Here is a 19,679-nt window from a genome sequence, read left to right on the forward strand (position 1 = left end):
GCCGCCGCCCGAACGGGAGGCCGCGTCGCGCGCCCCGGACGGCTGCCACGGCAACCTCAACGCGTCCGCCGCGAGCTCACCGGCCGCCGGGTGATAGCGCACCGACGGCAGCAGCGGCTGCGCGGCCACCGCGCCGGGGCCGACCAGCTGCTCGACGTCGAACACGCGGATCGCGTCGGAGCCGGCCTCGACGTATGCGACGACCGTATTGCTCGTGCCGAGGTCGATGCCGACCGTATAGCGCTTCATCGTGCTCAGGCGGCGCCGCGCACGTCGAACTCGACCTTCCAGCGCTCGTTCGTGCCGCTCGGGATCGCCTCGAGTTCGAGCGTGCCGGCTTCGGTCACGCGCGCGTGCAGCTTCACGGGCACGATCTCGCCGACCGTGCGCCCTTCCGCGGGCAGCGTCGCCTGGATTTCCTCGAGCTCCTGAAGTTCTTCCGGCGACCAGTAGTCGAGCAGCGTGCCGACTTGGTCCTGGCGGCGCACCGACGAGCCGAAGAAGCGGAACTGCACCGGTTCGCCGACGACGAGGCCGAACTCCTGCGGCGGCAGCGCCGCGTCCGAGCCTTCCTCCATCCCGAACGGCGCGACGCACAGCGCCTGCACCGGCGGTTCGAGCCCCGGCACCGCGGGCATCGCCGATTCGATCGCGACGTAGTACGCACGCGCCGTGCCGCCGCGAATGCGCACGCCACGGCCGCGCTTCACGTAGCCGTAATAAGCCGCGCCGCGCGCGACCGCGAGATCGAGATCGGCGCCTTCGAGCAGGCGCGCGGGCGGCGCGCCTTCGGCGGCCAGCCAGCTGTTGAGCGTATCGAGCACGCGCTGCGTGAGCAGCGCCGACTTGAACACGCCGCCGTTGAACAGCACGGCCGTCGGATGCAGGAACGTCGCGCCCTGCGGCAGCGTACGCTGCACGCCTTCGAGCGTGTCGAGCGCCGCGACCTGGCGGCCGAGGAACGCCGCGAGATGGCGCGTGATGCCCGCGTCCTGCGCATACGGCAGGCCGAGTTGCGTCAGGCCGACGCGCGCGCGGCTCACCGGGCGCGCGGCCGCATCGACCTGCGGGAAGAAGCCTTCGAGGATCGTCTGCGTGAGTTCCGCGCGCGTGAGCTCCGTGCGGATCGAACCGCCGATCAGCTTCGAGCCGCGGCTCGGCACGACGAGCGGCACCGCGTCGGTCGTCGGGTCGGACAGCAGCGTTTCCTTCGCGGCGCGGCATGCGTAGGTGAGCGCGCGCAGTTGCCACGGATCGGCCTGCGTGCCCTGCTGCGCGAGCTTGCGCGCGACCACGTGCGCGAGCGCGAGGTCCATGTTGTCGCCGCCGAGCAGGATGTGCTCGCCGACCGCCACGCGATGCAGTTCGAGATTGCCGTCGCGCTCGACCACCGCGATCAGCGACAGGTCGGTCGTGCCGCCGCCGACGTCGACGCACAGGATCAGGTCGCCGACCTGCACCTGCTTGCGCCAGCCCCCTTCGCTCTTCTGGATCCAGCTGTACAGCGCGGCCTGCGGCTCCTCGAGCAGCGTCATCCGCGTGTAGCCGGCGGCAAGTGCGGCCTCGGCCGTCAGTTCGCGCGCGGCCGGGTCGAACGATGCGGGGATCGTCACGGTCACGTCCTGGTCGGCGAACGGCGCGTCGGGATGCGCGTGGTCCCACGCTTCGCGCAGGTGCGTCAGGTAGCGGATCGAGCTTTCCAGCGGCGACACGCGCGACACTTCGGGCGGCGCATCGCTCGGCAGGATCGCCGCGCGGCGGTCGACGCCCGGGTGGCACAGCCAGCTCTTCGCGCTCGACACGAGGCGGATCGGCGTGCCGGCGCCGCGCGTGCGCGCCATCTCGCCGACCGCGAAGCCGCGCGAAGTCGTCCACGGCAGCGTCAGGTCGCCCTGCGTCAGTTCGCTTTCATGCGGCAGATAGAGGAACGACGGCAGCAGGTCGCGCGATTCCAGCGCGCCGGGCGCGGTGAGCTGCGCGATCGGCAGCACCTGCTGCGTGATTGTTTCGCCGTCGCTTGCGGCGCTGTCGACATACGACAGCGCGCAGTGGGTCGTACCGAGGTCGATACCGATCGAATAGCGCGGATCGCTCACAGTTCCACCTCCGCCGGTGCGACCACCGATGCGTCGTGGCTGCCCGTCAGCTTCGGCAGGCGCACGTCGGACACGCGCCAGCCGCGATGGCTGACGGTGCCCGTGAACGGCGCCGAGCCGACCACGTTGCCGGTCACGCGTACGGCCGTCGCGTCGAAGCCGGCCGGCAGCGTCACGCGGCTGCCTTCGGCTTCGTCGCGCACCGGCACGATCGTGAAGTGTTCGCGCAGCGCGGCACGGCAGCCGTCGTGCACGAGACGCGCAGCCGCGCCGATGTCGGCGTCCGCGTAGCCGGCGATGTCTTCCTCGACGAAGTCGATGAAGCGCGCATCGCGCTGCAGCAGGCCGAGCAGTTGCAGCGCGGCCTGCGGGCTCGCTTCGCGCAGCTCGGGCGCCGGGGCCTTCACGGGCGCAGGTGCGGGGGCCGGGGTCGGTGCGGCCGCGGGTGCCGGCGCGACCGGTGCCGGGGCGCCGTCGCGCACGCGCAGCACGCCGGCCGCGAACTCGCGGTTGCCGAGCACGGAGAAGAACGTGCCGACGGCAAGCGACAGCCGGCCGAAGAAGGACAGGTTGGATTCGGGCATGGGGTCTGGACTCCTGTGGGCTCGCGACACGGCGAGCAATCTTGCCTGGGCGCCCGGGGGCGGGGTGGGCAATTCGCACAGCCCCCCCCCGGCGCGTGATTCGGACGCGCCCTCGCGGGTGCGGAAAACCCGTATTTTGCCCTGTGGCGGGCGAACCGGGCAGAAGTTGGGGGACAGAACATTGCGGCGCGACGGTTTGGGCCGCGCCGGATCGCGCCGGATTGCACGTCAGGCGCGATCGATCGTGATGCTGCGGCGCGTCAGCGCGTGTAGCCCCGCAGCGCAGCCTTCGCTTCGAAATCGCGCGACAGCATGCCAAGCGTGACTTCGCCGAAGCGCGCCAGCAGCGACGCTTCGGCGTCCTTAAGCGTCGCCGACAGATGCGCGTTGACGGCCTGTTCGACCAGGCATTCGGGCTCGTCCTCCGGCACCAGATCGGAAAACAGCGGCGGCTCGCCCACCGCGCGATAGACGTCGAGCAGCGTGATGTCGTCGAGCGCGACGCTCAGCACCCAGCCGCCGCCGTGCCCTTTCTCCGACTGCACGTAGCCGCAATCGCGCAAGCCGCCGAGCAGGCGCCGCACGACGACCGGATTCGTGGCCAGCATCGTCGCGATCGCCTCCGACGTCAGCGGGCCGTCGGCCTGGTCCATGTGGATCAGCGCATGCAGCATGCGCGACAAACGGCTGTCGGTTCTCACGGGCGGTGCTCCACTCTCTCGAAACTTCTGAAGTTGCATGAATGATACCATCGCCCTATCATGCAACTTCACGTGTTTCATGAGTTGACCGCCATCGGGACACGTCCGTCATTCACGCAGGTTCAGGAAAGGAGCGGATGCATGCATAACCATCATGAAGTGATCGTGGTCGGCGGCAGCTTTGCGGGGCTGTCGGCCGCGATGCAGCTGGCGCGCGCACGACGCCGCGTGCTCGTGATCGACGCCGGCCGGCCGCGCAACCGCTTTGCCGAGCACGCGCACGGCTTTTTCGGGCAGGACGGCAAGCCGCCCGCGCAGATCGTTGCCGAAGCCGTCGCGCAACTGGATGCGTATCCGACCGTGCAGCGGATCGACGGCGAAGTGCGCACGGCCGAGCGCGATGCCGACGGCCGCTTCCACGTGACGCTGTCGGACGGCCGCCGCGCGAGCGCCGACCGGCTGATTCTCGCGACCGGCATCCACGATGAACTGCCGGCGCTGCCGGGGCTCGCGGAACGCTGGGGCATCAGCGTGCTGCATTGTCCGTATTGCCATGGGTACGAGGTGAGTGGCCAACGGCTCGGCGTGCTCGCCACGCATCCGCTTTCCGTGCACCAGGCAATCCTGATTCCGGACTGGGGCCCGACGACGTGGTTCACGCAGGGCGTGGTCGAAGCGAATAAGGAAGAAGCCGCGTTGCTCGACGCTCGCGGCGTGCGCATCGAGCGGTCGCCGGTTGTTGAAATTCTTGGCGATGCGCCGCGTATCGAAGCGCTGCGGCTCGCCGACGGGCAGGTCGTGCCGATCGATGCGCTGTTCGTCGGCGTGCGCACGGTAATGGCGAGCGATCTCGCGGAGCAGCTCGGGTGTGCATTCGACGAAGGGCCGCTTGGCTCCGCGATTCGCGTCGACACGTGGAAGCAGACGAGCGTCGCCGGCGTGTATGCGGCCGGCGACGCGTCGAGCCTGATGACCAACGCGACGTTCGCGTCTGCGTCGGGGGTGGCGGCAGGAGTTGGTGCGCACCGGTCGTTGATTTTCGGGCTGCACGCTTGACGGGAATGCGTGCAGCCGGGTGTGACGCGACGCGCGGCGCTTTCGCCGCGTGACGAAGGTCAACCTGTCGAGCCTGGCACGTGCTCGCACACGGTCGGTCATCGCACGCATTTGCCGCGATCCGCAGCCGCATCGATGGATTCGCGGCGTGATGTGCGGTTTAATGCTCGGCAACACCAGCATTAAGAGACATGAAATGCTCGATCTCGACGACCTTCGACTCGTGCGCGCGATCGGCGCGTCGCGCTCATTGGCCGCTGCCGCGCGCCTGCTCGACCTCACGCCGCCCGCGGTCACGATACGCCTGCAGCGGATGGAGGCGCGATTGAGCGCACGGCTCGCCGTGCGGCAGTCGAAAGGGATCGCGTTGACCGACGAAGGGCAACGGCTGTACCAGGAAGCCGTCGATATTCTCGAGCGCGTGGAGGCGCTGCCGGTCAGCATCTCGGGCGATCACGGCGACGTGCAAGGCACGCTGCGCGTCGTCGCCCCGTTCGGCTTCGGGCGCAAGTACGTCGCGCGGATCGTGCGTGACGTGCAACGCGCGCATCCGAAGCTCGAAATTTCGCTCCATCTGTCGGAGAGCCCGTTGACGAGCGCGTCGGCTGCCGACGTGGTCGTGCACGTCGGCAGCCTCAAGTCGTCGTCGTGGATCGGCTATCCGCTCGCGCCCAACGAGCGTTTCCTGTGTGCAAGCCCCGGCTACGCGCGTCGCATCAAGGAATTGAATCATCCGTCCGACCTCGCCCGATACGACTGCCTGTGCCTGCGCGAGAACGACGAGGACATTCCGCGATGGCGCTTCTCGCCAAGCGGCGACGGTCAACGCGAGTCCGGACGGTCAACCGTGATCCGCGTCACGGGCGCGCTGTCCTCCAACGACGGCACCGTCATCACCGATTGGGCCTTGGCCGGGCTCGGGATCGTGGAGCGCTCGGAATGGGACGTCGCCCCGCTGCTGGCGAGCGGCAAGCTCGTCCGGCTGCTGCCCGACTGGAGCCTGCCGCCCGCGCCTGTCACAGCGTTGTTGCCGTCGCGCACGGGTCGGTCCGCGCGCCAACGCGTTTTTCTCGAAGCGGCACGGCAGTTTCTCGATCCGCCACCGTGGCGCGGCAAGGCATGAGGCGCACCGCGGCCCGCGCGATTCAATCGATTAAATCGCGCTTAATGGTGGATTAGCCATGCGTTAAACACGGTGTCCGCCGGCTGCCCTACTGTGTTCGCTGTCGACAACATCGCAACCCAACGCATCGTGGACATTCAAACCCTCAACACCCCGGCCGCCTTGATCGATGTCGGCCGCATGCGTCGCAACATCGACCGCATGCAGGCACATCTGGACGCACTCGGCGTCAGGTTCCGGCCGCACGTCAAGACCACCAAATGCCGGCAAGTCGTCGATGCGCAAATCGCGGCGGGCGCGCAGGGCATCACGGTGTCGACGCTCAAGGAAGCCGAGCAGTTCTTCGCCGGCGGCGTCCGGGACATCGTCTATGCGGTCGGCATGGTGCCCGCGAAGCTGGGCCAGGCGCTTGCGCTGCGCCGGCAAGGCTGCGACCTGAAGATCGTCGCCGACAGCCTGCAGGCCGCACACGCAATCGCCGAATTCGGGCGGGAGCATGGCGAGCGCTTCGAGGTCTGGATCGAGATTGACGTCGACGGCCATCGCTCGGGCGTCCCGCCCGAGGACGACCTGCTGATCGACGTCGGCCGCGCACTGGTCGACGGCGGAATGGCGCTCGGCGGGGTGCTGGCCCACGCGGGCTCCAGCTACGAGTACGATACGCGCGAAGCGCTGGCGGCGATCGCCGAACAGGAGCGCAGCCGCACCGTGCGGGCCGCGCAGCGCCTCAGGGCCGCCGGGTTGCCCTGCCCGGTCGTCAGTATCGGTTCGACGCCCACCGCCCTGTCGGCGGACAACCTCGACGGCATCACCGAGGTCCGCGCCGGCGTGTATGTGCTGTTCGACCTCGTGATGCACAACATCGGCGTGTGCGAGCTGTCCGACATCGCGCTGTCGGTGCTGACCACCGTCATCGGCCACCAGGAAGAGAAAGGCTGGGCGATCGTCGACGCGGGCTGGATGGCGATGAGCCGCGACCGCGGCACGCAGCGTCAGGCCCGCGATTTCGGCTACGGGCAGGTCTGCACCGAAAACGGCGAAGTGCTCGGCGACTACGTCGTGAGCGCAGCGAACCAGGAGCACGGCATCGTGTCGCGTATCGGCTCGCCCGACACAGGCGTCGCGCAGCGGTTTCCGATCGGCACGCGCCTGCGCATCCTGCCGAATCACGCGTGCGCCACCGGCGCGCAACATCCCGAATATCAGGCCATCGGCGAAGACGGGGTCGTACACACGTGGCCGCGCTTCTACGGGTGGTGAGCGGAGCGTGGCCTCCACGCCCTGTCCGGCCCAGGATTTGACTATTTGTCTAAATATGGACACACTTTAAACCTTCCCGATTCGCCCTGGGCCGGAAAGCCAGACCTGACATGCCGACAGACGCCCGACTCCTTCTTCTCGACCGCGATGCCGTCGAACCCGCCCTTCAGGCCGAACAAGTGATGGCCGCGGTGCGGGAAGCCTTCGTGCTGCACAGCCAAAGGGCAGGACGCGTGTTCCCGGTGGTCCGCGAGAAGCTGCACACCGGCGGCGTATTCGGCATCAAGTCCGGCGACGTCGCGAGCCAGGATCTTCTCGGGTTCAAGGCGGCCGGATTCTGGCCCGGCAACCGGAGCCGCGGCGGCGAGCCGCATCAGGCAACCGTTGCGCTGTTCGATCCGGCCACGGGCCGCCCCGTCTGCATCATGGACGGCAACGCGATCACCACCGCGCGGACCGGTGCCGCCGGCGGCCTCGGGCTGCAACTGCTGGCCCGCCGCGACAGCGCGCGGATCTGCGTGTTCGGCACGGGCGTGCAGGCGCGCGTCCAGCTCGAATACGCACTCAGGCTGCTGCCGCAACGTTGCGCGGTGCGGTACGTGAACCGCAGCGGCGAGCCGGACCCGGTGTTCGAATCGGCCTTCCATGAACGATGCGAAATCCGCGTCGCTCGCGACCGGAACGACGCGGTGGCCGATAGCGATGTGGTCATCACGGCAACGCCGGGCGGCGGTGCGTTGTTCGATGCGGATGCGGTTCAGCCGGGTACCCACCTGACCTGTGTGGGCGCCGACACCGCGGGCAAGCGCGAACTTCCGGCAGGCGTGCTGGAACGTGCGCGCATTTTCGTCGATGACCACGATCAGGCGCGCAGCATCGGCGAGTGCCAGTGGGCGCCGGATCTGCCGCGCACCGAAATCGGCGACCTGCTCGCCGGAACGGTGTCGATCGACCGCTCGCCGAGCGACGTCACCGTATTCGACATGACAGGGCTCGCGCTCCAGGATCTGACCGTTGCGCGTTTCCTGTTTGAGCAGGCCCTTGAAAACGGCACGGGAACCTCAGTACCATGGCCGTGGTGAACGCCCTCCACCCCGCACCGTCATCCGCCATGCGCCTGCCTGACGTATCCGCCCTCTCGTTCGACCTGGACGACACCCTGTGGCCGTTCGGACCTGCCGTCGAACGGGCCGAAGCGGCGCTTCGCGCATGGCTGATCGAGCACGCTCCCGATACCGCGAGCGTGCTGCCCACGCAACAGACGCTGAGCGAGCTACGTGAGGAATACGAACGTTTGTGCCCGGACCTCGTCAGCGACTATCGCGCGTTGCGAATCGGCTCGATCCGGCTTGCGCTGGAGCGCGCGAACGAAGATGTCGCGCTGACCGAGCGCGCCTACGACGTTTTCTATGCCGCTCGGAACAACGTCGAATTCTATGAGGACGCGTTGCCGGCGCTGGCATGGCTGAGCGCGCGGTTTCCGTTGATCGCGGTAACGAACGGCAACGCGGATCTCCGGCTGACCGGCGGCGGCGAATTCTTTCGGGAAACGCTCAGCGCGCGTGCGTTCGGGATCGCGAAGCCGGAACCCGAAATATTCCATGCGGCAGCGAAGGCACTCGACGTGCGGCCGGCGGAATTACTGCACGTCGGGGACGACTTCCACCTCGATATCGTCGGTGCATTGAATGCGGGGCTTCAGGCGGCATGGGTGGTGCGCGACCATCAGCCGGAAGTGGAGCACGATCCGCAGCATGTCGCGACGCCGCACCTCACCCTCCGCAACCTGTCGATGCTGTGTCGCGCGCTCGGCGGGCCCGACAACCTGTCGTGACCGCATGCGCGCGCCGCGCTCACGCTGCGTGCTGCACCGCTGTGAAACGCGGCTGACCACCGGTTGTCCGTTGCGCAAACATCACGGTCGGCCATGCCAATCCAGCGCATGACCGACCACCATCCCGTCACGCCGCCTTGCGCGCCTCCGCAATGCGCTGCGGCGCCTTCGGCCGCGAGTAAAGGCGTTCGAGATACGCCCGCAGTTGCGGAAACGGTTCGATCAGGTTGCATTCGCTGGCCCAGTCGATCAGGTAGGCCGTCACGCAATCGGCCACCGTCAACGTATCGCCGACGATGAACTCGCGCCCTTCGAGGTGCTTGTCGAGGATCGCGGCCATCGTCGCGAAATCCTCGCGCGCCAGTTCGATGTCGGCCGGCGAACGCTTCTCCGGCGGATAGATGAACGAATGCCGCGTGATCCGCCACAGCGGCTGCTCGAGCTCCGTCACCGCGAACATGACCCACCGATAGGCCTGGGCACGCAGCGCCGAATCGACCGGCAGCAGCGCCTTCTCCGGGTACTTGTCCGCGAGATACAGCACGATCGCGGCCGACTCGGGAATCACGAGATCGCCGTCCACCAGCACCGGCACCTTGCCGGCCGGATTGAGGCGCACGAATTCGGGCTGCTTGTGCTCGCCCGTAAGCAGGTTGACCGACACGAACTCGAAATCCGCATCCAGTTCCTTCAGCCCCCACAGCGCGCGTTGCGTGCGGGTGCCGGCAAATCCGTAAAGCTTCATCGCCAGTCTCCATCCAGAATGTCGGGGAAATCTCCGCATGCCGGCCACGGCACATCGACGCAACGCGATGCGCAGCGCGCCGGCATCGTTCACGCGCCGGGAATCGCCAGCACCGGCATCACGTCGATCGTCTCGCCCGGGAAAATCGTGAAATGCGGATGGCCTTCGAACATCGCGGCCGCCGCATCGTGCGAAGCCGCCCGCACGACGGTGAAGCCGCTCAGCGCGTTGGCCGTGTCCTTGATGCCGCCCGCATCGATGGTCTTGGTCTTGCCGAGCGGCCCGCCCAGCTCGACGATCGCATCGCGATGGCGTTCGACCCATGCCTTCCATGCGGCGATGCCTTCCTGCTCTTTCGCGCGCCGCTCCTGGTCCGAAAGCGCGACCCACGCCTTCATCTGCGGGCTGTCCTTGCTGCCGAGGAATACGGCGAGATACAACTGCTGTTGAGCACTCATGCTTTCTCCTCCGGTGACGGGCGCGGCGGGCTGCCGCGCCTCGACCTTGACAAGATAGGTTGATATCAACACAATTGCAACATGGCACGAAAAGAAAAGCTTCCCTTCGAAACGACGCTGATGGTGCGCGATTGCTGCCTGTGCCTGCACATGCAGCGCGCGGCGCGCAATCTTGCGCGGATCTTCGACGACGTGCTGCGCCCGCTGGATCTGACCAACGGCCAGTTTTCGCTGCTGATGTCGCTGAACCGGCCGCAGCCGGCCCCGATGAAATCGGTCGCGTCGCTGCTCGCGATGGACCGCACCACGCTGACCGCCGCGCTCAAGCCGCTCGAGCGGCGCGGGCTCGTCACGATCGCGCAGGATCCGGACGACGGGCGCAGCCGCCTGCTCGAACTGACGCAGGCCGGCCACGATCTATTGGCCGAAGCGTTTCCGCTGTGGCAACAAACGCATGCCGACATCGAACGGCAATTCGTGCCGGGAGAAGTCGATCTGTTGCGCGGCCAGTTGCGCGCGCTGTCGGAGGATCCGGCTGCGCGCGGCTGAACCGGCGCGCGGATCGCGGCCGTGTGCCGCGTTACTTCCTGCCCTTCTTCGGCAGCAGCAGTTGCGCGAATTCCTGCAGGAAATGCACGGGGCCGCGCTCGTGCAGCGCACGCCCGCTGCTCAGCGCACCGTCGATGACGGTCGCGAGCCGCAGCGCGAAAATTTCCGGTTCGTCGATCCGCATCGCGCTCGCCAGCTCCGTCAACCGGCGCCGCAGTTCCTGCTTGTGCGCGACGGCGACCTTGCGGGCCGGATGGTTGTCGTCCGCATATTCGGCGGCGATGTTGATCTGCGGACAGCCTCGATAGCCGGGGCGCGCAATGCGCTCGCCGATCCATCGAAGCTGCGCATCCAGTTCCTCGCGCGGCGTGCGCTTGTACTGCTGCGCCACCGCATCCCAATGCGCCCAGAAATCCGCGTCCTCGCGCAGCAGGAACGCCTCGATCAGATCGTCCTTCGTCGTGAAGTGGCGATAGAGACTCGTCTTCGCGACGCCCGCCTGCGCGACGATCAGGTCCACGCCGACCGCGCGCGTGCCTTCCCGGTAGAACAGCTCGCTGGCCGTTTGCAGAATGCGCTCGCGTGTATCGAGCGCGCCCCCGTGTGTGTCCGTTCCCTTTTTCATCCAAGCCCGGCCGCCGAGGGCCGCCCGTACCGCAACAGTGAACCGATCATAGCATCGCGGAGTTGACGACGCTACAGGTCTGTACTATAAAACAGACCGTTCTGTAGCGGAGTTGATCATGGACGATCGAAAAACGGTTGCGGTCTATGGCGCCACGGGTCATACCGGGCGGTTCGTCGTCGCCGAACTGGCACGGCGCGGTGTTGGCGCGATCCGCATCGGCCGCGATGCCGCGCGGCTCGCGGAAGGCGGCACAAGCGACGCCGCACGTTCGCGCGTCGCGGCGATCGACGATCCGGCCGCGCTCGATGCCGCGTTGCGCGGCGCGGATGCGGTGATCAACTGCGCGGGCCCGTACCTCGATACCGCGCTGCCGCTGGCCGATGCCGCGCTGCGGGCCGGCATCCCCTATCTCGACCTGACCGCCGAACAGCCGTCGGTGCTGGCGCTGGCCGAACAGGTCGATGCCCGTGCGCGCGCGGCAGGCGTGACCGTCGTTCCCGCCGCGGCGTTCTACGGCGGCCTGGCCGACCTGCTCGTCACGGCCGTCGTCGACCAACGCAAGCCGATCGATCGCGTCGATATCGCGACCGGCCTCGACAGCTGGCACCCGACGCGCGGCACGCGCGTGACGGGCGAACGCAATCGCGCGGTGCGGCTCGTCCAGAAGGACGGCACGCCGACGCCGGTGCCGTCGACGGCACGCGAACGCGTGTGGCCGTTCCCGGCGCCGATCGGCAGCGTCGACGTGACGCTGCTGCCGTTTTCGGAAGTGATGACACTGTCGCGCCATCTGCGCATCGATACGATCGAATCGTGGCTCGCGACGCTCGCGCTGCGCGACGTGCGCGATGCCGCCACGCCGCCACCCGAGCCGACCGATGCGCTGGGCCGCTCGGCGCAGCAGTTCGCGATGGACGCGATCGTCGTGCAGGGTGGCACGACGCATCGCGTGACGGCGTCGGGACGCGACATCTACGCGGTCAGCGCGCCGATCATCGTCGAGGCGGCCGTGCGCTTGACGACGGGCAAGGCCGCGGTTTCAGGCGGCGTGCGCAGCCTCGGCGAATTGTTCGATGCGCGTGATTTCCTTGCGGCGCTCGATACGGTGGCAGTATCGTTCGGCACGACCACCGATCCGGTTTTCACAAGGAGAGACAAGCATGACGAGCAATGAGAAAGGCGCGTATTTCCGGTCGCTTCACCGCGCGGGCCAGCCGCTGGCGCTGTTCAACGTGTGGGACGCCGGCAGCGCGCGCACTGCGGCCGACGCGGGCGCCGTCGCGCTGGCGACCGGAAGCTGGTCGGTAGCCGCGGCCAATGGTTTCGGCGATGGCGAGCAGATGCCGCGCGCGCTCATGATGGAAGTGCTCGAGCGGATCGCGCGTGCGACGGACCTGCCCGTCACCGTCGATCTCGAAAGCGGGTACGGCGAGCGGCCCGAGGATGTCGCCGAGACGATCGCGCTCAGCATCGAGGCCGGCGCGGTCGGCTGCAATCTCGAAGACAGTTTCCCGGCGACGGGCGAATTGCGCGACGTCGAAGAAGCGGCAGCGCGTCTCGCGGCGGCACGGCAGGCGGCCGATCGCGCGGGCGCCGACTACTTCATCAATGCGCGCACCGACGTGTTCTTCAAGGCGCCGGCCGACACGCACGACGAACGCCTGCTCGACGCCACGCTGACGCGCGCACGCGCTTATGCGGCGGCCGGCGCCGACGGTCTCTTCGTGCCGGGCCTTCGGTCGCCTGCGCTCATTCGCGCGCTGACGGCCGCATCGCCGCTGCCGGTGAACGTGATGCGCGTCGCGGAAACGCCGACGCTCGCCGACCTCGCGGATTACGGCGTGGCCCGCATCAGCCACGGACCGTATCCGTATCTGCAGGCGATGAAAGCGCTTGCGGCGATGGTCAAGCAAGGCGGCTAGCGGATTCACGGGACGGCCGGGCGTCGAACGATTACATCCGATGTAATCGGCGCACGGCCCGACCGTCCCTACGCTTCCGGTATCGCGCCGCCATTCCGGCGACGCTCGTCGCCCGGCAGACATCACGCCGGCCCGCAACGCTCAGGATGCCTTGATGAAATCGATGAACGCGCGCAGTGCCGGCGGCACGAGACGGCGCCCGGGGTAATAGAGGAAGGGCCCCGAAAACGGCCGCCACCACGGTTCGAGCACGCGTTCGAGTGCGCCGCTGTCGAATTGCGGGCGCAGCCACTCTTCGAAGAGATGCACGATGCCCGTGCCGGCGATCGCCGCATCGACCAGCAGGTCCGTCGCACCGCCGATCTGCACCAGCAGCGGCCCGGGGGCCGGCTCGACCCGCACGACCTCGCCGTCGCGCTCGAACTCCCACGGCGGCATCGCGCCGCTCGCGAAGCGTCCGCGCAGGCAACGATGGTCGAGCAATTCGCGCGGATGCCGCGGCCGGCCGTGACGGTCGAGATAGCCGGGGGCGGCCGCGGTCGCAAACCGCTGAATGCGCGGGCCGATCGGCACCGCGATCATGTCCTGTTCGAGCCGTTCGTCGTAGCGGATGCCCGCGTCGCAGCCGGCCGCCAGCACGTCGACGAAACTTTCGTCGGCGATCACTTCCAGCCGTATTTCCGGGTACGCATCGAGGAAGCGCGGCACGATCGCGGGCAGCACGAGCCGGGCCGCGCTGAGCGGCACGTTGAGCTTCAGCGTGCCGGCCGGTCTGTCCCGGAATTCGCCGATACCGTCGAGCGCCGCCGCCACTTCGGTCAATGCGGGCCCGAGACGCGCGAGCAGGCGCTCGCCGGCTTCGGTGGGCACGACGCTGCGCGTCGTGCGGTGCAGCAGCCGCACGCCAAGCTGCGCCTCCAGCCGGCGCACGGCCTCGCTCAGCCCCGACGCGCTGAGGCCCGTCATGCGTGCGGCGTCGCGGAATCCGCCGGCGCGCGCCACGGCCATGAACGCATTCAGATCGCCCAGATCGGTTTGCATTGTTCGCCTTTTCGTACAACCCGTGCGGATTATGACGGCTTATCGCGCACGCGACCAATGCCTATGCTGGGCGCATTCATCGACAGATCCACAGGAGCACAATCATGTCCGACATTCGGCACACCGCCGCCTTCAGGCTCGGCGATCGCCACGTCAAACGAATCGGCTACGGCGCGATGCAGCTCGCGGGGCCCGGCGTATTCGGCCCGCCGAAGGACCGCGACGCGGCATTGAACGTCTTGCGCGAGGCCGTCGCGTCCGGCGTCGACCATATCGACACCAGCGACTTCTACGGTCCGCACGTGACCAACCGGCTGATCCGCGATGCGTTGCATCCTTATCGCGACGATCTCGTGATCGTCACCAAGATCGGCGCGCGACGCGGCGACGACGCATCGTGGCTGCCCGCGTTCGCACCCGACGAACTCGAACGGGCCGTGCACGACAACCTGCGCAACCTCGGGCTCGATGTGCTCGACGTCGTCAACCTGCGCATCATGTTCGACACGCACGGGCCGGCCGAAGGATCGATCGAGGCACCGCTGAGCGTACTCGCCGAACTGCAGCGGCGCGGGCTCGTCCGCCACGTCGGCCTGAGCAACGTGACGCCCGCGCAGGTCGCGCAAGGCCGGCGGATCTGCGACATCGTCTGCGTGCAGAACCACTACAACATCGCGCATCGCGGCGACGACGCGCTGATCGACGCGCTGGCACGCGACGGCATCGCGTACGTGCCGTACTTTCCGCTCGGCGGCTTCTCGCCGCTGCAGTCGTCGACGCTGTCCGGCGTGGCGGCCCGCGTCGGCGCGACGCCGATGCAGGTCGCGCTGGCGTGGCTGCTGCGCCGTGCGCCGAACATCCTGCTGATCCCGGGCACGTCGTCGGCCGCGCATCTGCGCGAGAATCTCGCGGCAGCCGATCTCGATCTGCCGGACGATGCGCTCGCGGAACTCGACCGCATCGCGGACACCGGCGCTGCCTGACGGACGGACGACCGCCGGCGGGCCGCGAAGCGCGAGCCGCCCGGCAGGTCAGGACACCACCACGCCCACCCGCTTCGGCACGCCGGTCACGATCGTCGCGACCGCGACGGCCAGCACGACGGCCGCACCGACGAACACGCCGGCCGCGCCGTTCGCATCGAACACGACGCCGCCGACCGCCGCGCCCGTCGCGATCGCGAGCTGGATCGCCGCGACGATCAGCCCGCCCGCGCTCTCGGCCTCGTCGGGCACGGTGCGCGTGACCCACGTCGACCACGCGACGGGCACGCCGCCGAACGCCATCCCCCACAACGCGACGAGCACCGCGTCGAGCATCGGCGCGCGGCCGAGCACGACGAGCGCGATGCCGAGCACGACCATCAGCGCGGGCATCCCGATCAGCATCGGCCGCAGCCGGTGTTCGAGCACGCGGCCCGCGAGCGACGTGCCGACGAAGTTCGCAATGCCGTAGCCGAGCAGGATCGCCGACAGCCCGTTCACGCCGACGCCCGCGACCTGTTCGAGGAACGGCCGCAGATACGTGAAGAACGCGAAATGCCCAGTGAACACGAGGATCGTCGCGAACATCCCGAGGCCGACGGTCGGCCGGCGCAGCACGTCGATCAACGTGTGCAGCCGCGTCGTGCCGCTCGGCGGCATCGACGGCAGCGTCATCACCTGCGACACGAACGCGACGCCGCCGAGCCCGGCCGCGATCAGGAACACGTTGCGCCAGCCGATCAGGTGACCGAAATAGCTGCCCATCGGCGCGGACGCGATCGTCGCGACCGCCACGCCGCTGAAGATGATCGACAGCGCGCGCGGCACCATCGCCGTCGGCACGAGCCGCATCGCGGTGGCCGTCGCCATCGTCCAGAAGCCGCCGAGCGCGACACCGAGCACGACGCGGCCGATCAGCAGCGTCGTCAGGTTGGGCGCGAACGCGACCGCCAGATTCGATGCGACGAGCAGCACCGAGAACGCGAGCAGCACGCGCCGCCGGTCGATCGTGCGCGTCAGCGCGGAGATCAGCAGGCTCGTGACGAGCGCGACCGTCGCGGTGGCCGTGACGGCCTGCCCGGCCACGCCTTCGGTCACGCCGAGGCTGTCGGCCATCGGCGTGAGCAGGCTGGCGGGAAGAAATTCGGCCGTGACGAGCCCGAAGACGCCGAGCGCCATCGCGAATACCGCGCCCCAGGCCGGTTCGCGGGTGGCCGCCGTCGAGGCGACCGGGGAAATTCCGGGATTCATGCGTCGTTCCGTTTTCGTCTAGGGAAAGTACTGATGACGACGTATCGTAAGGAACGGCAGCAGGACGGTCTATGACATACAATCCGCTCTTGTTGATCGATCGTCCGAATCTCGCCATGTCCGAGCCGCTGCTTCCCCCCGTCCCCGACGTGCACGACCTCGTCAGCGAGTTGCTGCTGGGGATGCGCCTGAGCGGCGTCCAGTACCGCCGCATCCAGGTCGCGCGGCCGTTCGGGCTGAATTTCGGTCAGGCGCCGGGCCGCGCGCAGTTCCATTTCGTCGGGCGCGGGCCCGTGCTGCTGCGCGATGTGTCAGGCGAAACGATGCGGCTCGAGGCCGGCGACGCGATCCTGCTGCCGCACGGCCGCATGCATGCGCTGGTGTCCGATCCGGATGCGCCGTGCCGCGAGATCAACGGCTTCGAAGTCGCGAAGATCTGCGATACGGTCGCGTCGGTGGCGTCGGCCGGCACGTCGCCCGCGGCCTGCGCGACGACGGAGCCGGGCGCCGGCGATGCGCTGATCTTCAGCGCATGCATGGAGCTCGATCTCGGCGGCATGCAGCCGCTGGTCGGCACGATGCCCGAGTTCATGCACGTCGGCACGCTGCTCGCGCGCTACCCGGAAATCCGTCCGATGCTCGACGCGATGGAGCGCGAATCCTGCTCGGCGCGCGCGGGCTTCGCGGGCATCCTCGCGCGGCTCGCGGACGTGGTCGCGGCATTCATCGTGCGCGGCTGGGTCGAGTGCGGATGCGGCGACGCGTCGGGCTGGGTGCAGGCGCTGCGCGAGCCGAAGCTTGGCCGCGCGATCGTCGCGCTGCATCGCGACCCGGGCCGCAACTGGAGCGTCGCGGAGCTGGCCGCCGAAGCGGGCGTGTCGCGCTCGGTGTTCGCCGAACGCTTTCTCGCGGCGACCGGGATGACGCCCGTGCGCTACCTGACCGAGCTGCGGATGCGGCTCGCCGCGCAGTGGATCGCGCGCGACCGCGAGGCGATCGAAGCCGTCGCGTACCGGCTCGGCTACGGTTCGCTGGCGGCGTTCAGCCGCGCGTTCAAGCGTGTGATCGGAAAGCCGCCGGGCGCCGTGCGTGCGGACGGCGAGGCGCGCGTCGAAGCGTAATGCCTGACGCTTGACGTGCGACGCCGACCCGGCCGCCACGCGTTACTGCGCTCCGCAGTCGCACGCTCGCCGGCGTCGCGCAAGGCGCCGCCGCGTGTGACGCCTTTCCGCGTTCAGCCGCTGAGCGCTTCGAGCTTGTCGACCAGCGCCGTCGCGCACTGCACGGCGAGCGCCGCGCACTGCTCCGCATCCACGGCCGCGCCGTTCGCGACGGTGCCCTGCACGATCCGGCCCAGCAATTCCTTCGAGAGATCGGCGATCTCGTAGTCCCGTTCCGTCATGATGTCCCTCCTGCGCGTCGACCGATGACGGCGACGCGCTCACTGTCGCTGCCCGTTCAACGCCCTTTCGCACGCACGACGATCTGCGCCTGCGTATCGCGCTCGATGCGTTCGAGCGACGCGCGCAGCGCCGTGAATTCGTCGGGCGTGCATACCTGCCGGCCGAAATCAGCCTTCATCCGCCGCGTGACCTGCACGACACGCGCGGCCGCGTCGAACACGTAATGCGACGTGAAATCGACGAAGCGGTCGTGCACGGCCGCGTCGGCCGGCAGGTCGGTCACGACGACGTCGGCCGGCAGCGCGATCTGGCCGGTTTCGTCGAACGCGCCGCCGATGCAGCCCCACGGCTGCGTGCGCACGGGTTCGGCCAGCCAGCTCTCGACCTGCGTCGCGATGCCGCCCGAGAGGCTCGACAGCGCGGGCAACGCGGTCGTGCCGTCGGGCCACACGAAATGATCGAGCGTGCCCGACACCGTCACGTCGAACGGCCCGTCGGTCACGCGCCGGTCGCTGGTCGACAGTTGCGCGCGGCCGCGCAAGCCGCTTTGCCGCAGGCGTTCGGTCGCGAGCTGCTCGATGCGGTCGTGCGTCGCGCGGCGAAACAGGTTGCGTTCGAGTTCGGCGGTCCAGCCGTCGTCCTCGATGTACGCATGAAACCGCGCGGCGCCGGGCTGCGCGGCATCGATCGCGAGCCGGGCGATGCGGCCGCGCGGCTGCGTGGCCGGCGTGCGCGACAGCACGCCCGTGTCGACCAGCAGCGCGGGGCGATCCATCACGATCGGCGGCAGGTAGCCGAACGCGATGCCGGCCGTCGTCGTATCGGCGTAAAGCGCGAGATCGGGCAGCCACGTGATCGCGTGATTGATCGCGCCGCCGCCGTAACCGGGCACGGACGGCAGCGTGTACGCCGAACCGAGATTGATCAGCACCGGTTCGCTGCGGATGCCGACCGCCGCGAGCAGCGCGCCGAACAGCGCGACATGGTCCTTGCAGTCGCCGTAGCGGTTGCGCAGGATGTCCGTCGCACGATGCGGCGCGGCGGCCGTTTCGCCCAGAAACAGCGCGACGTAGCGCACGTTCGCCTGCACCCAGTCGTACAGGATGCGTGCCTTGTCGCGCGGATCGGCGGCAGCCGCGGTGAGCGCGCGCGCCAGCTGCACGACGGCCGGATCGTCCACGCTCGGGTCGACGGCCGCGTTGCGGTAGCGCGCGGCGAATGCCGCGTAGTCGGGCAGCGTCGACACGACGAGCCGGTCGCCGTAGGTCGGGTAGCCGACCGCGCCGTTCTCGATGCGGTCGTACGGGCCGTGCCGGTAGTCGAATTCGTAGCGCGTGCGGCCGTTCGCCGTGACCGGCGGCAGCGCGACATAGCCGCGCGCGTCCGCGTACAGCGGCATGTCGGCCGGCACGTCGAAGATCAGCCGCTGATTGTCGACGGGCTCGCGCGACGGCTCCACGTAGTAGCCGAAGTAGCCGCGATTGACGGGCTTCGTGCGCGTCTTGCGGAACGCCACGCGCGTGCTCGACCCGGCTTCGACGCCGGGAAACACGACGGTGCGCAACAGCCCGTCCTGGAACGTCGGCGCGCCGGCCGAGCGCGGCTCCTGCACGTCGCGGATGCCGTCCGCGCCGACCGGATGCGCGACGCCGTCGCGGTCGATCGTCTCGGCCGCGAGCAGGTCGACCCGCTCGAGATTCTTGTCGAACCACACGTAGCGCTGCGCGACCGCGTCGATGCCGTTCGCGTTGTTCGCGCGCAGCGTCGAATCGTCGTGCTCGTCGAGCGAACCGTCGTGCCGGATCACGAATTCGTGGACATCGCTGACGAGCGTGACGGGCGCTTCGTCGGCAACGCCGTTCGCGCCGTCCGCCGCCGTGCCCGCGCCCGGCGTCGCACCGACGGCGTTCGATGCGACGAACGCGGCAGCGCATGCCAGCATCCAGCCGGCCAGGCCGACAGAAAAGCGCACCACATCGCACCTCGTCGCGGTTCACGGAAAGCGCGGCCGCGCAGCGGACAGGGTCAACCGCGCGACGCTCGTG

At 68.8% G+C, this 19,679-nt stretch carries 21 protein-coding genes; 10 read left to right on the forward strand and 11 right to left on the reverse strand.

From position 1 onward, the window contains the following. The 4 genes from ACPUER_RS18735 to ACPUER_RS18750 all read right to left on the reverse strand — a co-directional run. Positions 1–249: hypothetical protein (locus ACPUER_RS18735; RefSeq protein WP_425131835.1), on the reverse strand; the 249-nt coding region annotated here is incomplete at its 3' end. Between the two features lie 5 nt (positions 250–254). After that, positions 255–2,096, reverse strand: coding sequence for an Hsp70 family protein (locus tag ACPUER_RS18740; RefSeq protein ID WP_425131836.1), 1,842 nt, complete (start codon positions 2,094–2,096; stop codon positions 255–257). Beyond that, positions 2,093–2,680 (reverse strand): DUF2760 domain-containing protein, encoded by a 588-nt coding sequence (locus ACPUER_RS18745; protein WP_425131837.1) that lies wholly within the window; start codon positions 2,678–2,680, stop codon positions 2,093–2,095. Before ACPUER_RS18745 ends, ACPUER_RS18740 begins: the two co-directional genes overlap by 4 nt. A gap of 260 nt (positions 2,681–2,940) precedes the next feature. Beyond that, the gene (locus tag ACPUER_RS18750; RefSeq protein WP_072442206.1) at positions 2,941–3,381 is read right to left on the reverse strand and encodes an Rrf2 family transcriptional regulator; all 441 of its coding nucleotides are present in this window, start codon (positions 3,379–3,381) and stop codon (positions 2,941–2,943) included. Positions 3,382–3,522: 141 nt separating this feature from the next. Here ACPUER_RS18750 and ACPUER_RS18755 point away from each other — a divergent pair, with 141 nt between their 5' ends. The 5 genes from ACPUER_RS18755 (at position 3,523) to ACPUER_RS18775 (ending at position 8,654) form a co-directional block, all read left to right on the forward strand. Continuing rightward, positions 3,523–4,437 carry an NAD(P)/FAD-dependent oxidoreductase gene (locus ACPUER_RS18755; RefSeq protein WP_425131838.1) on the forward strand — a complete coding sequence of 305 codons (915 nt, stop codon included), beginning with the start codon at positions 3,523–3,525 and terminating at the stop codon, positions 4,435–4,437. Between the two features lie 163 nt (positions 4,438–4,600). Further along, entirely contained in the window at positions 4,601–5,560 is a 960-nt protein-coding gene (locus ACPUER_RS18760) for a LysR substrate-binding domain-containing protein (protein WP_072442210.1), read from the forward strand. Positions 5,561–5,689: 129 nt separating this feature from the next. Next, a complete protein-coding gene (locus ACPUER_RS18765; protein ID WP_425131839.1) occupies positions 5,690–6,820 on the forward strand; it encodes a DSD1 family PLP-dependent enzyme in 1,131 nt (376 codons plus the stop codon). A gap of 110 nt (positions 6,821–6,930) precedes the next feature. Beyond that, positions 6,931–7,902: an ornithine cyclodeaminase family protein gene (locus ACPUER_RS18770; protein WP_425131840.1), complete on the forward strand. Its 972-nt coding sequence runs from the start codon at positions 6,931–6,933 to the stop codon at positions 7,900–7,902. Between the two features lie 29 nt (positions 7,903–7,931). Next, the gene (locus ACPUER_RS18775) at positions 7,932–8,654 is read left to right on the forward strand and encodes an HAD family hydrolase (RefSeq protein ID WP_425131841.1); all 723 of its coding nucleotides are present in this window, start codon (positions 7,932–7,934) and stop codon (positions 8,652–8,654) included. A gap of 127 nt (positions 8,655–8,781) precedes the next feature. Here ACPUER_RS18775 and ACPUER_RS18780 read toward each other — a convergent pair whose 3' ends face one another. Further along, positions 8,782–9,399: a glutathione S-transferase family protein gene (locus tag ACPUER_RS18780; RefSeq protein ID WP_425131842.1), complete on the reverse strand. Its 618-nt coding sequence runs from the start codon at positions 9,397–9,399 to the stop codon at positions 8,782–8,784. Positions 9,400–9,488: 89 nt separating this feature from the next. Beyond that, positions 9,489–9,857 (reverse strand): hypothetical protein, encoded by a 369-nt coding sequence (locus ACPUER_RS18785; protein ID WP_310131103.1) that lies wholly within the window; start codon positions 9,855–9,857, stop codon positions 9,489–9,491. 81 nt (positions 9,858–9,938) lie between these two features. Here ACPUER_RS18785 and ACPUER_RS18790 point away from each other — a divergent pair, with 81 nt between their 5' ends. Then, positions 9,939–10,406, forward strand: coding sequence for a MarR family winged helix-turn-helix transcriptional regulator (locus ACPUER_RS18790; protein ID WP_425131843.1), 468 nt, complete (start codon positions 9,939–9,941; stop codon positions 10,404–10,406). A 31-nt stretch (positions 10,407–10,437) separates the two neighbouring features. Here the strand turns inward: ACPUER_RS18790 and ACPUER_RS18795 are convergent, their stop codons facing one another. Further along, on the reverse strand, positions 10,438–11,031 hold the full coding sequence (locus ACPUER_RS18795; RefSeq protein WP_425131844.1) for a TetR/AcrR family transcriptional regulator: 594 nt from the start codon (positions 11,029–11,031) through the stop codon (positions 10,438–10,440). A 118-nt stretch (positions 11,032–11,149) separates the two neighbouring features. On the opposite strand from ACPUER_RS18795, the gene ACPUER_RS18800 reads away from it, so the two are divergent. Beyond that, the gene (locus ACPUER_RS18800; protein WP_425131845.1) at positions 11,150–12,208 is read left to right on the forward strand and encodes a saccharopine dehydrogenase family protein; all 1,059 of its coding nucleotides are present in this window, start codon (positions 11,150–11,152) and stop codon (positions 12,206–12,208) included. Next, entirely contained in the window at positions 12,195–12,956 is a 762-nt protein-coding gene (locus ACPUER_RS18805; protein ID WP_425131846.1) for an isocitrate lyase/PEP mutase family protein, read from the forward strand. The genes ACPUER_RS18800 and ACPUER_RS18805 overlap by 14 nt, the downstream gene beginning before the upstream one ends. Positions 12,957–13,097: 141 nt before the next feature. Here ACPUER_RS18805 and ACPUER_RS18810 read toward each other — a convergent pair whose 3' ends face one another. Then, complete coding sequence (locus ACPUER_RS18810; protein ID WP_425131847.1) at positions 13,098–13,997, reverse strand: LysR family transcriptional regulator; 900 nt, start codon at positions 13,995–13,997, stop codon at positions 13,098–13,100. A 104-nt stretch (positions 13,998–14,101) separates the two neighbouring features. Between ACPUER_RS18810 and ACPUER_RS18815 the strand changes: the two genes are divergently transcribed. Beyond that, positions 14,102–14,980 carry an aldo/keto reductase family oxidoreductase gene (locus tag ACPUER_RS18815; protein WP_425131848.1) on the forward strand — a complete coding sequence of 293 codons (879 nt, stop codon included), beginning with the start codon at positions 14,102–14,104 and terminating at the stop codon, positions 14,978–14,980. A gap of 48 nt (positions 14,981–15,028) precedes the next feature. Here ACPUER_RS18815 and ACPUER_RS18820 read toward each other — a convergent pair whose 3' ends face one another. Next, the gene (locus ACPUER_RS18820; RefSeq protein ID WP_425131849.1) at positions 15,029–16,231 is read right to left on the reverse strand and encodes an MFS transporter; all 1,203 of its coding nucleotides are present in this window, start codon (positions 16,229–16,231) and stop codon (positions 15,029–15,031) included. 71 nt (positions 16,232–16,302) lie between these two features. On the opposite strand from ACPUER_RS18820, the gene ACPUER_RS18825 reads away from it, so the two are divergent. After that, positions 16,303–17,352 (forward strand): AraC family transcriptional regulator, encoded by a 1,050-nt coding sequence (locus ACPUER_RS18825; RefSeq protein WP_425131850.1) that lies wholly within the window; start codon positions 16,303–16,305, stop codon positions 17,350–17,352. A 113-nt stretch (positions 17,353–17,465) separates the two neighbouring features. Here the strand turns inward: ACPUER_RS18825 and ACPUER_RS18830 are convergent, their stop codons facing one another. Next, entirely contained in the window at positions 17,466–17,633 is a 168-nt protein-coding gene (locus tag ACPUER_RS18830) for a hypothetical protein (protein ID WP_310131079.1), read from the reverse strand. 56 nt (positions 17,634–17,689) lie between these two features. Then, on the reverse strand, positions 17,690–19,609 hold the full coding sequence (locus ACPUER_RS18835; RefSeq protein WP_425131851.1) for a DUF3857 domain-containing transglutaminase family protein: 1,920 nt from the start codon (positions 19,607–19,609) through the stop codon (positions 17,690–17,692). Positions 19,610–19,679: the final 70 nt, after the last annotated feature.

It is taken from the genome of Burkholderia sp. DN3021, from assembly GCF_049805555.1.
Lineage (GTDB): Bacteria > Pseudomonadota > Gammaproteobacteria > Burkholderiales > Burkholderiaceae > Burkholderia > Burkholderia pyrrocinia_C.

Excerpts from the sequence above, each read along its gene's own strand:
- ACPUER_RS18745 (WP_425131837.1), bottom strand. The coding sequence starts at position 2,680 with ATGCCCGAATCCAACCTGTCCTTCTTCGGCCGGCTGTCGCTTGCCGTC.
- ACPUER_RS18755 (WP_425131838.1), top strand. The coding sequence starts at position 3,523 with ATGCATAACCATCATGAAGTGATCGTGGTCGGCGGCAGCTTTGCGGGG.
- ACPUER_RS18760 (WP_072442210.1), top strand. The coding sequence starts at position 4,601 with ATGCTCGGCAACACCAGCATTAAGAGACATGAAATGCTCGATCTCGAC.
- ACPUER_RS18770 (WP_425131840.1), top strand. The coding sequence starts at position 6,931 with ATGCCGACAGACGCCCGACTCCTTCTTCTCGACCGCGATGCCGTCGAA.
- ACPUER_RS18775 (WP_425131841.1), top strand. The coding sequence starts at position 7,932 with ATGCGCCTGCCTGACGTATCCGCCCTCTCGTTCGACCTGGACGACACC.
- ACPUER_RS18780 (WP_425131842.1), bottom strand. The coding sequence starts at position 9,399 with ATGAAGCTTTACGGATTTGCCGGCACCCGCACGCAACGCGCGCTGTGG.
- ACPUER_RS18785 (WP_310131103.1), bottom strand. The coding sequence starts at position 9,857 with ATGAGTGCTCAACAGCAGTTGTATCTCGCCGTATTCCTCGGCAGCAAG.
- ACPUER_RS18790 (WP_425131843.1), top strand. The coding sequence starts at position 9,939 with ATGGCACGAAAAGAAAAGCTTCCCTTCGAAACGACGCTGATGGTGCGC.
- ACPUER_RS18795 (WP_425131844.1), bottom strand. The coding sequence starts at position 11,031 with ATGAAAAAGGGAACGGACACACACGGGGGCGCGCTCGATACACGCGAG.
- ACPUER_RS18800 (WP_425131845.1), top strand. The coding sequence starts at position 11,150 with ATGGACGATCGAAAAACGGTTGCGGTCTATGGCGCCACGGGTCATACC.
- ACPUER_RS18805 (WP_425131846.1), top strand. The coding sequence starts at position 12,195 with ATGACGAGCAATGAGAAAGGCGCGTATTTCCGGTCGCTTCACCGCGCG.
- ACPUER_RS18810 (WP_425131847.1), bottom strand. The coding sequence starts at position 13,997 with ATGCAAACCGATCTGGGCGATCTGAATGCGTTCATGGCCGTGGCGCGC.
- ACPUER_RS18815 (WP_425131848.1), top strand. The coding sequence starts at position 14,102 with ATGTCCGACATTCGGCACACCGCCGCCTTCAGGCTCGGCGATCGCCAC.
- ACPUER_RS18820 (WP_425131849.1), bottom strand. The coding sequence starts at position 16,231 with ATGAATCCCGGAATTTCCCCGGTCGCCTCGACGGCGGCCACCCGCGAA.
- ACPUER_RS18825 (WP_425131850.1), top strand. The coding sequence starts at position 16,303 with ATGACATACAATCCGCTCTTGTTGATCGATCGTCCGAATCTCGCCATG.
- ACPUER_RS18830 (WP_310131079.1), bottom strand. The coding sequence starts at position 17,633 with ATGACGGAACGGGACTACGAGATCGCCGATCTCTCGAAGGAATTGCTG.